The sequence below is a fragment of the Arthrobacter sp. MAHUQ-56 genome, from assembly GCF_019710585.1.
Taxonomy (GTDB): domain Bacteria; phylum Actinomycetota; class Actinomycetes; order Actinomycetales; family Micrococcaceae; genus Arthrobacter.
On record NZ_JAIFZQ010000002.1, the window covers coordinates 206,075 to 218,834 of the forward strand.

The window sequence follows — 12,760 nt, forward strand, 5'->3', positions numbered from 1 at the left end:
CCCATGGCCGAGCCGAAGGGGAGCCCTTGTTCGCGCATTGGCCGTACGGCGTTGCCAGCATGCATGCTGCGGCGTTAAATCACTAAAGGAAACTGTTTATGACAATCAAAGGTGGCAGCACCATCGATCAAAGCAGTGGGGAGCGCCGGAACCTGGGAGCGACGACGAAGTCATCTCCCAACGCCCACGAGGCCTCAGAAGAGACCAGCTCCACGTTCAAACGCCGCTTCATGGTGCGGCTTGTTGCTGTCTTCATCGGCGGGATGTTCCTCGATGGTTACATCCTCGGAATCATCGGCCCCGTCACCGGATCCATGCGGTCAGATCTCCAGCTCGACGCACTATCGCTGGGCATGATCGCTGCAGGCCCGCTGGCAGGTATCTTCGTCGGCTCCCCGCTGGCCGGCTGGGCTACTGACAAGTTCGGACGCAAGCCCATGTTCCTCGTGGACATGGGCCTGTTCCTGGCCGCCTCAGCAGCCCAGTTCTTCGTAACCTCTGGAGACGGCGCCGTGATCCAGCTGGCCATCATCCGATTCATGATGGGCGTCGCGATCGGCGGTGAGTACTCAATCGGTGGGCCACTGCTGTCAGAGTTCTCCCCGCCCAAGCTCCGCGGGCGGTTGCTCGGGCTGACCCTGATCGCCTGGTACGTCGGTTTCATGATGGCATTCATCATCGGCACGCTCCTGCACGACGCCGGCACCCCATGGCGCCTGGTACTCGGCACGAGCACGATACTGGCATTCGTTCTGTTCCTCGCCCGCATAGGCCTCCCCGAATCGCCGAGCTGGCTCATTACGAAGGGACGGCACAAGGAAGCACTCGCGATCGCACGCAGATACGTCGAATCGCCCCAGATGCACGACAGCATCACCGGGGAGATGGATCTGAGGATGATCCAGGAGGCCCAAGCCGCGGAGAGTGGGACCAAAATCAAGAACGCCTCCTTCGGAATGCTGTTCTCGACGCAGTACTGGCGGCCCACCCTCTTCACTGCAGGTTTTTGGTTCTGCGCGGTCACTCCGTACTTCGCGATCGCGACCTTCGCCGACGAGGTGCTCAACCAATTCGGCTTCGGCGGCGGCTGGGCCGGTGGCGTCGGCCTGTCCGCACTTGCGGTCGCGGGCGTTGTCACCAGCGTGCTTCTGATTGACAGGCTCGGCCGCCGAATCCTCACTGTGCCCGGGCAGTGGCTCTGCGCGGGCATCCTGCTGGTCATCGGAGTATGGGGGAACGCACCAGCGATCCTCGTACTCGTCCTGTTTCTCGCCTTCTCCTTCTTCAATGCCGGCTACACCACGATGACCCAGGTCTATCCGGCCGAGGTATTCCCCGGCCACCTGCGCGGCGTCGGCATGGGCTTCGCCGCGTCCTTCAGCCGCATCGGGGCCGCACTCGGCACCTTCGCCCTGCCATGGGCGATCGCCAACATCGGCATGGGCGCAACCATGGTCGTAGCCGCCGCCGTCGCATTACTCGGCGCAGGCCTTTCGCAGTGGCTCGCGCCTGAGACGAAGGGGCGCACCCTCGCCGAGATCTCGGCGGACTTCTCCCACTGACACCATGGCTGCATAGTCACGTCGACTCAGAGCCACGCACCTAGAGGAGGCCTTCACCGCAACAGCGGCGGAGGCCTCCTCTGCGTCCAGCACGTCTGCGCCGGACCCAGAACGCGCTGAAACAGTAACGGCAGCTGACGCAACAATGCAGGAAAGCCTTGACATCTGATGTGAGCTACGCCACCGTGTTGCATATAGTGATGCGCGTTGCTCATAGCGAAGCAAACGAAAGCACCAAAAAAGACGCACCCGCTCAGAAAACTTGAGGTACTCCCAATGCACGAGGCCTGCCCGCTCAGTGAACTGGCACCAGGTGAAGCCCTGAGGCTCAACACCTCCCCGCCGATCGCGGTATTCCACACCGAAGAGGGCGAACTCTTCGCCCTCGACGACACCTGCACGCACCAGGACGCCTCCCTGGCCGACGGCTGGGTTGAGGACTGCTGGGTGGAGTGCCCCCTGCACGCGTCCAAGTTCAACCTTCGGGATGGAAGCGTTGACTCACCGCCCGCCAAACTGCCGGTCCGCTCCCACGAGGTCACCGTCGTCAACGGCATGATCATGGTCAACGAGTCCACCGACGCGCCCAACCTGCCGCCCGGCCTGACCGTCCACGGACACGTCTAGCCCAGAAACTTCCGTACAGCCGGATCCCAGCAGCCAACCAGGAGAACCAAGAACCATGAGCGCATCACCCCGCGTCGTCATCATCGGAGCCGGCATCGTCGGCACCAACCTCGCCGACGAGCTTTCCAGCCGCGGCTGGACCAACATCACCGTGGTCGAACAAGGGCCGCTGGAACTTGCCGGCGGGTCCACCTCGCACGCGCCCGGCCTGGTGTTCCAGACCAACCCGTCCAAGACCATGACGGAGTTCGCAACCTACACCGTGAACAAGCTGCTCTCCCTCAGCGCGGAGGGAGTCTCCTGCTTCAACCAGCTTGGCGGCCTGGAACTGGCAACCACCGAGACCCGGCTCGAGGACCTGAAGCGCAAGCTGGGTTACGCCACCTCCTGGGGTGTTGAGGGCCGGCTGATCGACGCGGACGAATGCGAAAAGCTCTGGCCGCTGCTCAACCCGGGCTCCCTGGCGGACGGCCGCAGCATCCTGGGCGGACTCTACGTCCCCTCGGACGGCCTGGCCTCAGCGGCACGCGCGGTTCAGCTCCTCATCAGCAAGGCCAAGGCAGCCGGCGTGACTTTCCGCGGCTCCACGGCGGTGACGGGCATCGAGCAGGCCGGCGGCAAGGTCACTGGTGTGCAAACGTCCGACGGCGTGATCCCGGCTGACATCGTGGTGTCCTGCGCCGGGTTCTGGGGCCGCGAGCTGGGCAAGATGATCGGGCTCAGCGTGCCGCTGCTGCCGCTGGCGCACCAGTACGCCAAGACCACTCCGGTGGAGGCACTGCGCGGCGTCAACGAACTGCCCAACGGGGCCAGCAAGCCCATCCTGCGCTACCAGGACCGGGACCTGTACTTCCGTGAGCACGGCAACCGGATCGGCATCGGCAGCTACGCCCACCGCCCCCTGCCCGTGGATATGGACAGGCTGCCCCGGGTAGGCGCTGCCGAGATGTCCGACCAGAACATGCCGTCCCGGCTGGACTTCACCCTGGAAGACTTCGCTCCTGCCTGGGAGGACTGCCAGGACCTGCTCCCGGCGCTGCATTCAACCCAGATCAACGACGCGTTCAACGGCATCTTCTCCTTCACCCCGGACGGCGGCCCGCTGATGGGAGAGGCGCCGGACCTTGAGGGCTTCTTCGTGGCCGAGGCTGTCTGGGTAACGCACTCCGCCGGCGTTGCAAAAGCCATGGCTGAACTCCTCATCGACGGCCAGCCGCAGACCGACCTGCACGGCTGCGAGCTGACCCGTTTCGAGAAGGTGCAGACCTCAGACTCCTACGTCAGCGAGACCTCGCAGCAGAACTTCGTGGAGATCTACGACGTGATGCACCCGCTGCAGCCCAGGGAATCCCCGCGGGACCTGCGCGTGAGCCCATTCAATGTCCGCCAGAAGGAGCTCGGCGCGTTCTTCCTGGAATCGGCGGCCTGGGAGCGTCCGCACTGGTTCGAAGCCAACCGCGGGCTCCTTGCGGAACTGCCGGCCGAGTGGCAGGCGCCGGAGCGGGACGAGTGGTCCGCCATGTTCCACTCCCCCATATCCGCCGCCGAAGCGTGGAAGACGCGTACCGCCGTCGGACTTTTCGACATGACGCCGCTGAAGCGGCTGTCCGTGGTGGGCCCCGGAGCGCAGGCCCTGCTGCACCGGCTCAGCACGGGCAACATCGCCAAGAAGCCAGGCGCCGTGACGTACTGCCTGCTCCTCGAGCACGACGGCGGCATCCGCAGTGACGTGACCGTCGCACGGCTGGCGGAGGAAGACTTCCAGCTGGGCGTCAACAGCAATGTGGACTTCGACTACCTGCGGGTCGAGGCCCGGAAGCAGTCCGCTGCCGATCCCGCCCAGTGGGTGCATGTCACCGACATCACCGGCAGCACCTGCTGCATCGGCCTGTGGGGCCCGCTGGCCCGCGAGGTCATCGGCAAGGTCAGCACCGACGACCTGAGCAACGACGGTCTGAAGTACTTCCGGACCAAGGAAATCACGGTGGGCGGCATTCCCGTCACGGCCATGCGGCTCTCCTACGTGGGCGAACTCGGCTGGGAGCTGTACACCACCGCCGAGTACGGGCTGAAACTGTGGGACCTGCTGTTCGAGGCGGGCCAGGAGCACGGCATCATCGCGGCCGGCCGCGGCGCGTTCAACAGCATGCGGCTTGAGAAGGGCTACCGGCTGTGGGGCACGGACATGACGTCCGAGCACCACCCGTACGAGTGTGGCCTGGGCTTCTCCGTGGCCAAGGACAAGACCGGGTTCGTTGGTTCTGAGGCCTTGGCGAAGCGCAAGGAGCAGGCCGCCGCGCGTGCGCTGCGCTGTCTGACGGTCGACGACGGCACGTCAGTCGTGCTGGGCAAGGAACCCGTGTACGTGAACGGCTCGGCTGCCGGGTACGTGACGAGTGCCGCTTACGGCTACACCGTGCGCAAGCCGATCGCCTACGCCTGGCTGCCGTCCGCCGTCGAGATCGGGGACTCTGTGGAGATCGAGTACTTCGGGCGCCGCGTGGCGGCGACTGTGACCGCCGAACCGCTCGTGGATCCCGGCATGGAGCGCCTCCGCGGCTGACCTGCCCCGGGGTTGAACCCGTCAAAACCTGGGTGGTTGGGCCTGCTTGAGACCGGCAGGCCCAACCACCCTTTTTGGTGTCTGCGGAATGGCGACGAGTTGGTGTGGAAACCGCCGACATAGACTCCCGTCAGTAACTACGGCACTGGGGGATGCATGATGTTCGGCAGGAAGCGCATGTGCGGGGAAACTATGGCGGGGCACGACAGGGATGTCCGGTTCCGTTTACCGGATCCCGTGTTGGAGAGCCCTGAACAGCACCGCGCCGAGGACAGCTGGCTCAGCGACCCGGACCCCAACAAGGCCACGCTCATGCAGATTCCGAACATCAGTCCGTTCGTCCGAGCCCTGCTTCCCATCAAGCTGCAGGGTGGGCACGAGTTCCGGTTCGGGGTTTGGGTTGCCATCCACCCCAATGACCTCCAGCACGCCTGCCGAGTGTGGAACGCGCCCGAGTACGCCAACCTGAAACTTACCGGGTACCTGGCCAACAGGATCGAGCCATGGGGCCTGTTCGCGGTGCCGGTGAATTTGGCTGTCCTCAACGTGGACCAGACGCCATATTGTGTGTCCAGCCCGAACGAGGAGTTGGACGACGTGCTGACCAGGGTGTGGCCACATGACATTCTGGCGTCGCTGCCGTGAACCAGCAGCATCCGGGCCGCCGCCCTTGGACGTTCGCCGCGGTCTGCGTGATGGTGACCTCGCTGACTCTCCTGTTGTTCGGCCCGTCCCTGGGTCCTCCCGCTCCTGGGTCAGTGATCCAGCTGCTGCCCTGGTATGTTGCGGCGTACCTGCTGATCGGGGCGTGCATCTTCGGGCCGCCCGGAAAGGTGCCGTCCCTCCGGCAAGCGGTGGTGTTCCTGCTGCCAGGCGCCCTGCTTGCGCCGCTGGCACTGCTGAACGCCGGCTTCTGGGCAGGCGGCTGGCTCCTGGGGCTTCCGGCGTGGGGGCTGCTGTTGAGCCGGTGGACGCCGGAGAACCGGCTCCGCGCCCTGGACCTGCTGAAGTTCCTGGGCCTGCTGGTGCTGGGCCTGGCAATCTTCACGTTCAACGTGATCTACCCGGTCTTCAGCCTCGGCTTGTTCCTGCTCCCGATCATTCCCCTGGTCCGGCTGGCCTATCCCGGGTACCAGGCGAGGCGGCTGCAGGCGGCTGTGGAGGTCATCCTGGCCATGGCCGCCGTCGTGGTTGCCTTTGCCGTTCCCACCCCCGAAGGGTCCTGGTCCTCGCCGTCGACATATGCGGGAGGGGCAGCGACGGCAGGACTCATGATTGCGTACTGGGCCTGGCGCCTCCCCCGCCGTTCCCGCCGGGTGCAGCGCCCTGACGGAGCCGTCGTTTAGCTCCGATCTCCCCTGCCGGTGAAAGGTCCGGCCGCTCCTCTTAATGTCAGACCCTCCCCCGATGATTAGTTCATGGGGAAAGCAGCGGTGGCCAAGGCATATGCGGATATCCGTGCTGCCCTTGCTGTGCTTCATGCCGAGGTGGAGCGGCACGGTCCCGAGCCGTTTTCGGCGTCTGATCCCTTGGCGGGGCTCGCCGATGGTTGCCTGGATATTCTTGCCCGGGCCCGTCAGGTGGAGGCAGGGTTCGCGGCGTTGAAGGCGAAGGCCGCTGTGACGTACGCGGACAGCGCCCACGCTGTTGCCGGGCCGGATGTGCCGGTGCAGGCGCAGGAGATGGCGGTCGCGGCCGAGATCGGGTGTGTGCTGGCCCTGGGGCCGCGGGCCGCGTCATCGTTCCTGGCCGCCTCCCACCCTCGCCACCACGCTGCCCAGGACCCTTGCGGCCCTGGACGCCGGGGCCCTGTCCTGGCAGCACGCTCTGGCCATGGTCGACGAGACAGCGAGTCTGGATGCCGCCGGTGCTGCGGCCTTGGAGGCGCATTTCCTGGACCCGGGCGCCCCGGACCCGGCAAGGGGCTGCCCGGCCGGGCAGATGCCCGCGCACCGGTTCAGGGCCAAGGCCTGGACCTGGCGGGAACGCCACCATGCCGAGAGTATCGAAAAACGCCACGCCAAGTCCGTGGCGGACCGGCGGGTGGAATTCCGGCCGGACCAGGACGGCATGGCGTGGTTGTCGGCGTGCCTGCCGGCTGCTCAGGCGTTGGCGGGGTGGAACCGGCTGACCGCCCTCGCCCGGAGCATGCAGGGCCCCGACGAGCCCCGCACCATGACCCAGCTCCGGGCCGATACCTTCGCCGACGCGATCCTCGGCAGCGGCACCGCAACCGGGGATGTTGAAGACGGTGAAGCAGCACATGTCCCATCGCCACGGATCCAAGCGCAGGTGCTGGTCACGGTGCCGGTGTTCTCGCTGATGGGCTGGACTGACGAGCCGGCAATGTTGGACGGCTACGGTCCCGTTCCGCCGTCGATGGCCAGGGACCTGGTGGCGAACGGGGCGGGGTCGTTTTATCGGGTGTTGGTGGATCCGCGGGACGGGGCGCCGCTGGAGATCGGGCGGAAGAGTTACCGTGTGACCGGTGCGATGCGGGCCTGGCTGCGGCTGCGGGACGGAAAATGCCCTTTCCCGGGGTGCAGCAACAACTCCCTGGACAACGACGCCGACCAGATCCTCGCCTGGGCCAACGGCGGCACTACCGGGATCTCCAACCTGGGACAGCCCTGCCGAAAACACCACAAACTCCGGCACAGCACAGGCTGGACACCCACCCCGGCCACCAGGAACGAACCACCCGGCTGGACCTCACCCACAGGCCGCCACTACACGTCCGAACACCAGGACTGGGAACCACCACGATGGCCTGCCTTACAGGCCCGGGACCACGCGCCGGGGGAACGTCCTCCTGTCGCTGTTCCCGATCTGGTCCACTCCAGGCTTTCCCCGGCGGAAGATTGGCTGGAGTGGGTCCTGCACGGCCCATCCGCTTGACACTGCACCGGTAGCACAGCGCTGCCGCAGGCCTTGCAGGATCTCTGTTGCCGGTGTTTGGCTGTTGGCATGGCTGATGAAGAGGTATCCAAGAACGTTCCTTCCGACGAGCATCTGCGGCAGGATGTCGCACCCGGGTCGGAGGGGGAAGCCCAGGACCCACAGGACGGGCAGTTTGCCCCCGGTCAAACGAACGCCGGCCAGCAGGTGTCGGGGCTTGCCTCGGCCAGCGGTTATGGCAAGGACCTGGATCCGGAGGCCGAGCCCCACGGAAACAACCCTGTTTAGGCCGTAACGACGGAAGAGCGCCCCCGCCTCCCCGCTGCTATCCAGCCGGGGACGCAGGGGCGCTCTGTCGCGCCATCTACACGCTGGCCTGCAGCAATCCTGCCTCTTCGGCCACCGCTTCCCCGCCCTTGTGGGGTTCGAAGCGGACGAACATGGCTTTGAAGCCGGGGGTGTTGGAGATGCGGGCCACGTTCTCCTTGTGGACCAGGGCGTTGGCCTCGGGAAAGTACGCCGCGGCGCAGCCCTTGGCAGTCGGGTAGGCCACCAGCCGGAACTTGTCTGCACGGCGGTCCACGCCCTGGAAGGTGCTGACCACGTCCACGAGCTCCCGGTCCTGGTAGCCGGATTCGGCAAGGTCCTCGGGGTGGATCAGGATGACGCGGCGGCCGTCCGAGATGCCGCGGTAGCGGTCGTCCAGGCCGTAGAACGTGGTGTTGTACTGGTCGTGGCTGCGGATGGTCTGCAGCACCAGGTGCCCGGGCGGCGGGGTCAGGTACTCCAGCGGGCTGACAGTGAACCGACCGCGGCCGATGTCCGTGGCGAAGGACCGGGTGTCGCGCGGGGGGTTGGGCAGCACGAAGCCGTTCTTGGTCCGGACGCGGGCGTTGAAGTCCTCGAAGCCGGGCAGGACGCGGGCGATGTGGTCGCGGATCACGTCGTAGTCCTCGGCCATGCCGCGCCAGTCCACCGGATGCTCGGGACCGAAGGTGGCCTCGGCCATCCGCGCCACGATCACGGGCTCGGCGAGCAGGTGCTCGGAGACCGGGGTCAGCCGCCCCTGCGTGGAGTGGACCACGGACATGGAGTCCTCCACGGACAGGAACTGTGCGCCCTTGGGGTGTTTGTCGTCCTTGTCCGTCCGGCCCAGGGTGGGCAGGATCAGCGACGTCCGGCCATGCACCACATGCGAGCGGTTGGGCTTGGTGCTGATGTGCACGGTCAGCCCGATCCGCTGCATCCCGGCCTCCAAAGCCTCGGTGTCCGAGCAGGCGAGCGAGAAGTTGCCGCCCATCGAGACGAACACGTCCACCTCGTCGCGCTCGAACGCCTCCATCGACTCCACCGCGTCAAACCCGTGGTGGCGCGGGGAGGTGATGCCGAATTCGTTGTCCAGAGCCGTGAGGAGCCATTCCTTCGGCTTTTCCCAGATGCCCATGGTCCGGTCGCCCTGCACGTTCGAGTGCCCGCGCACTGGGCACGCGCCGGCACCGGGCTTGCCGAAGTTGCCTTGCAGCAGCAGGACGTTGACCATCTCCTTGATGGTGTCCACTGAGTGCGGCTGCTGGGTCACGCCCAGGGCCCAGCAGAAGATGGACGCCTTGGACGCCACCAGCATCCCGGCCACTTTCTCGATCTGTGCCCTCGTCAGGCCGGTTGCCTTTTCCGTCTCGTCCCAGTCCAAGGTGCGGCGGGCCTCGCGGTAGGCATCGAACCCGTCCGTCTGGGCGGCGATGAAGGAATGGTCGACGACGGTCCCCGGGTTTTGTTCCTCGGCTTCGAGCAGCAGGTGGCCGAGTGCCTGGAACAGTGCCAGGTCGCCGCCGACCTTGATCTGCAGGTACTCATCTGCCAGCGGCGTTCCGCCACCCACCACGCCGGAGAGGGTCTGGGGGTCCCGGAAGTTGAACAGCCCGGCCTCGGGCAGCGGGTTCACGGCCACCACCTTGCCGCCCTTGTCCTTGCACTCCTTCAGCGCCGAAAGCATGCGGGGGTGGTTCGTGCCGGGGTTCTGGCCCACGACGAAGATGAGTTCGGCGTCGTGGATGTCGTCCAGGGACACCGTGCCCTTGCCGATTCCGATGGTCGGGTTCAGTGCCGAGCCAGAGGACTCGTGGCACATGTTGGAGCAGTCCGGCAGGTTGTTGGTGCCCAGCGACCGGGCGAACAGCTGGTACAGGAAGGCGGTCTCGTTGGCAGTGCGGCCAGACGTGTAGAAGACGCACCGGTCAGGGGTGCTGGCTCGGATGTGCTCGCCGATCAGCTCGAACGCGTCATTCCAGGAAATGGGCGAGTAGTGCGTCTCGCCCTCCCGGATCACCACCGGTTCGGAAAGGCGGCCCTGGTTGCCGAGCCAGTACTCCGTCTTCGTGGACAGCTCGGCGATCGAGTGCTTGGCCCAGAACTCGGCGCCCACGGTGCGCAGGGTGTTCTCCTCCGCCACCGCCTTGGCGCCGTTTTCGCAGAACTCGGCGGTCTTGCGCTTCTTGTCCGATTCCGGCCAGGCGCAGCCCGGGCAGTCGAACCCGCCACGCTGGTTGAGGCGGAGCAACGAATGGGCCGTGCGGGCCACTCCTGCCTGGGCCACAGCGCGCTCCAGGGCCACCATGACGGCCTTGACACCCGCGGCCTCGGTTTTGGGCTTGTGGACCTCGAGCTTGTCCTCGTTGATGTCCGCAACGGGTGCGGGCTGCTTACCGAACTTCATCGTTCCAACTTCCTTACGGGCATGGATTTCTTCAATCGGCAGGAAGGGCGCGCCAGGCCGTCCCGGCGCGCCCCTCCCGGCACACTCTGATGCTGTGGTTTGGCTACTGCGGGACCTTCGCCAGCGTTTCCTGCTCTGCAGCGATAGTGGTGCTGTCGCCGTGGCCGGTACGGACCACCGTTTCCGCAGGCAGCGTCAGGAGCCGCTCGCGGATGGAGGCAAGGATAGTGGGGTAGTCGCTGTACGACCGGCCGGTGGCTCCCGGGCCGCCGTTGAACAGGGTGTCCCCGGTGAAGACCGTTCCTTCGCTTTCCAGGTAGAAGCACGTGGATCCGGGGGAGTGCCCGGGCGTGTGGATGGCGCGCAGCGTTGCCCCGCCCACTTCGAACACGTCGCCGTCCGAGTGGTAGCGGTCCGGCTTGGCATCCGGGTAGACCTGCTCCCACAGGACCAGGTCCTCCTCGTTCAGGTGGATTGGAGCACCCAGGGCGTCGGCGACCTCGCGGGCGGCGCCGATGTGGTCATTGTGCGCGTGCGTGAGCAGGATGGCTTGGACCTTGCGGCCTCTGACCTGGTTGATGATCGCGGCGGCGTCGTGGGGCGCGTCGATGACCACGCATTCTTCGTCGTTGCCAACGATCCAGACGTTGTTGTCCACGTCCCAGGTGCCGCCGTCGAGCGAAAACGTTCCCGAGGTGACCAGGTTCTCGATGGTGACCGCCATTAGATCTCCACCGGGCTGACTTCAACAACTGAGCGCAGGACCTTGCCCTCGTGCATCCTGTCGAAGGCCTCCTCCACCTGGTCGATGGTGATGCGTTCGGAAACGAACGCGTCCAGGTCCAGGTTGCCCTGCTTGTAGTGGGACACCAGCATGGGGAAGTCGCGGGACGGCAGGCAGTCGCCGTACCAGGAAGACTTCAGGGAGCCGCCGCGGCCAAAGACGTCCAGCAGCGGCAGTTCCAGCTTCATCTCCGGCGTCGGGACACCGACCAGGACCACGCGGCCGGCAAGGTCGCGGGCGTAGAAAGCCTGCTGGTACGTCTCGGGACGGCCGACGGCGTCAATCACCACGTCGGCGCCAAAGCCTCCGGTGAGGGCGCGGATGGCTTCCACCGCGTCCTCCTGCTTGGAGTTGATCCCGTGGGTGGCGCCCAGGGACTTGGCCATCCCGATCTTGTTGTCATCGATGTCCACGGCGATGATCGTCGTCGCGCCCGCCAGCCTGGCACCTGCGATCGCGGCAATGCCCACGCCGCCGCAGCCGATCACTGCCACCGACTCACCGCGCTTGACCTCACCGGTGTTGATCGCGGCACCGATGCCGGCCATCACGCCGCAGCCCAGCAAGCCCACGGCGGCAGCATCAACATCCGGGTCCACCTTGGTGCACTGTCCGGCGGCTACCAGGGTCTTCTCCGCGAACGCACCGATGCCCAGCGCCGGGGAAAGCTCCGTGCCGTCCTCGAGGGTCATTTTCTGGGTGGCGTTGTGGGTGTTGAAGCAGTACTGCGGCTGGCCCTTGGCGCAGGCGCGGCACTGCCCGCACACCGCGCGCCAGTTCAGGATGACCCGGTCACCGGGCGCCACGGAGGTAACGTCCGGGCCGACGGAGCTGACAACGCCGGTGGCCTCGTGGCCCAGCAGGTAGGGGAAGTCGTCGCCGATGCCGCCCTGCTTGTAGTGCAGGTCCGTGTGGCAGACGCCGCAGGTCAGGATGTCCACCAGCGCCTCCCCCGGACCCGGATCCGGAACCAGGATGGTCTCCAGTGAAACCGGGGCGTTCTTCTCCCGGACGATGACTGCTTGAACCTTATGAACCATTGTTCTGTGTTCCTTTCCTGGACCTTGGCAGCCCGATGAGTCGGCAATCCGTGCCAATCTAGCTGACGCACCTGTTCGACGCTGCCGCAGTCCAGACATGACGATCAGCCCAATTGCGCATTACACAACACGATGCGCATGGTGCTACTTGAAAATATGTCAGCGGCCACACTCGATGTCAATAGATATATCAGTTGCAGGCCAGTGAGGCGTTGGACTCCGCTGCCGTGTCCGGTGGCAGTAGGCTGGATGGCATGGCTTTTGAAGAACACCCTGCCGAGCGGCGCGAGGTTAGCGTCCGCCGGGCGCCCAAATACGTCCCGTTCCTTATCCTGGGTGGTTTGGTGGGTGTGGTGGCTGCGGCCATAGTGGCCTACGCGCTGCCGGGCGACGCAAGTTTCGACCCCGGCGCAGTCTTCGGTTTCTTCATGGTGATGTTCGCCGCCGGCGGGGCGATCCTGGGTGCCGTGCTTGCCCTGGTCCTGGACCGCCGCAGCGTCAAGCGGCAGCAGCGCGCCGTGGTGGAAGCGGTTCCCGATTCGGAGCCGGACACCGATCCCCAGGCTTAGCGGG

Annotated in this window: 10 protein-coding genes and 1 pseudogene; 8 read left to right on the plus strand and 3 right to left on the minus strand. The window is 65.9% G+C overall.

The window, feature by feature from the left end; genetic code table 11:
* Positions 1 to 98 precede the first annotated feature (98 nt).
* The 7 genes and pseudogenes from K4G53_RS01060 (at position 99) to K4G53_RS01090 (ending at position 7,938) form a co-directional block, all read left to right on the plus strand.
* The gene (locus tag K4G53_RS01060) at positions 99 to 1,562 is read left to right on the plus strand and encodes an MFS transporter (RefSeq protein ID WP_221383639.1); all 1,464 of its coding nucleotides are present in this window, start codon (positions 99 to 101) and stop codon (positions 1,560 to 1,562) included.
* 276 nt (positions 1,563 to 1,838) lie between these two features.
* On the plus strand, positions 1,839 to 2,189 hold the full coding sequence (locus K4G53_RS01065; RefSeq protein WP_221383640.1) for a bifunctional 3-phenylpropionate/cinnamic acid dioxygenase ferredoxin subunit: 351 nt from the start codon (positions 1,839 to 1,841) through the stop codon (positions 2,187 to 2,189).
* A gap of 55 nt (positions 2,190 to 2,244) precedes the next feature.
* Positions 2,245 to 4,752 carry an FAD-dependent oxidoreductase gene (locus tag K4G53_RS01070; protein WP_221383641.1) on the plus strand — a complete coding sequence of 836 codons (2,508 nt, stop codon included), beginning with the start codon at positions 2,245 to 2,247 and terminating at the stop codon, positions 4,750 to 4,752.
* Positions 4,753 to 4,929: 177 nt separating this feature from the next.
* Entirely contained in the window at positions 4,930 to 5,397 is a 468-nt protein-coding gene (locus K4G53_RS01075) for a DUF2199 domain-containing protein (protein ID WP_221383642.1), read from the plus strand.
* On the plus strand, positions 5,394 to 6,098 hold the full coding sequence (locus tag K4G53_RS01080; protein ID WP_221383643.1) for a hypothetical protein: 705 nt from the start codon (positions 5,394 to 5,396) through the stop codon (positions 6,096 to 6,098). The genes K4G53_RS01075 and K4G53_RS01080 overlap by 4 nt, the downstream gene beginning before the upstream one ends.
* A 72-nt stretch (positions 6,099 to 6,170) precedes the next feature.
* Positions 6,171 to 7,650, plus strand: a pseudogene (locus tag K4G53_RS01085) (DUF222 domain-containing protein).
* 69 nt (positions 7,651 to 7,719) lie between these two features.
* A complete protein-coding gene (locus K4G53_RS01090) occupies positions 7,720 to 7,938 on the plus strand; it encodes a hypothetical protein (protein WP_056391747.1) in 219 nt (72 codons plus the stop codon).
* 76 nt (positions 7,939 to 8,014) lie between these two features.
* Here the strand turns inward: K4G53_RS01090 and K4G53_RS01095 are convergent, their stop codons facing one another.
* The 3 genes from K4G53_RS01095 to K4G53_RS01105 all read right to left on the minus strand — a co-directional run bounded on the left by K4G53_RS01095 (position 8,015) and on the right by K4G53_RS01105 (position 12,187).
* Positions 8,015 to 10,363, minus strand: coding sequence for an FdhF/YdeP family oxidoreductase (locus K4G53_RS01095; RefSeq protein WP_221383644.1), 2,349 nt, complete (start codon positions 10,361 to 10,363; stop codon positions 8,015 to 8,017).
* Positions 10,364 to 10,466: 103 nt separating this feature from the next.
* Positions 10,467 to 11,087, minus strand: coding sequence for an MBL fold metallo-hydrolase (locus K4G53_RS01100; RefSeq protein WP_221383645.1), 621 nt, complete (start codon positions 11,085 to 11,087; stop codon positions 10,467 to 10,469).
* Entirely contained in the window at positions 11,087 to 12,187 is a 1,101-nt protein-coding gene (locus K4G53_RS01105) for an S-(hydroxymethyl)mycothiol dehydrogenase (protein ID WP_221383646.1), read from the minus strand. Before K4G53_RS01105 ends, K4G53_RS01100 begins: the two co-directional genes overlap by 1 nt.
* Positions 12,188 to 12,441: 254 nt before the next feature.
* Here K4G53_RS01105 and K4G53_RS01110 point away from each other — a divergent pair, with 254 nt between their 5' ends.
* A complete protein-coding gene (locus K4G53_RS01110) occupies positions 12,442 to 12,756 on the plus strand; it encodes a hypothetical protein (protein WP_221383647.1) in 315 nt (104 codons plus the stop codon).
* Positions 12,757 to 12,760: the final 4 nt, after the last annotated feature.

Excerpts from the sequence above, each read along its gene's own strand:
- K4G53_RS01060 (WP_221383639.1), top strand. The coding sequence starts at position 99 with ATGACAATCAAAGGTGGCAGCACCATCGATCAAAGCAGTGGGGAGCGC.
- K4G53_RS01065 (WP_221383640.1), top strand. The coding sequence starts at position 1,839 with ATGCACGAGGCCTGCCCGCTCAGTGAACTGGCACCAGGTGAAGCCCTG.
- K4G53_RS01070 (WP_221383641.1), top strand. The coding sequence starts at position 2,245 with ATGAGCGCATCACCCCGCGTCGTCATCATCGGAGCCGGCATCGTCGGC.
- K4G53_RS01075 (WP_221383642.1), top strand. The coding sequence starts at position 4,930 with ATGTGCGGGGAAACTATGGCGGGGCACGACAGGGATGTCCGGTTCCGT.
- K4G53_RS01090 (WP_056391747.1), top strand. The coding sequence starts at position 7,720 with ATGGCTGATGAAGAGGTATCCAAGAACGTTCCTTCCGACGAGCATCTG.
- K4G53_RS01095 (WP_221383644.1), bottom strand. The coding sequence starts at position 10,363 with ATGAAGTTCGGTAAGCAGCCCGCACCCGTTGCGGACATCAACGAGGAC.
- K4G53_RS01100 (WP_221383645.1), bottom strand. The coding sequence starts at position 11,087 with ATGGCGGTCACCATCGAGAACCTGGTCACCTCGGGAACGTTTTCGCTC.
- K4G53_RS01105 (WP_221383646.1), bottom strand. The coding sequence starts at position 12,187 with ATGGTTCATAAGGTTCAAGCAGTCATCGTCCGGGAGAAGAACGCCCCG.
- K4G53_RS01110 (WP_221383647.1), top strand. The coding sequence starts at position 12,442 with ATGGCTTTTGAAGAACACCCTGCCGAGCGGCGCGAGGTTAGCGTCCGC.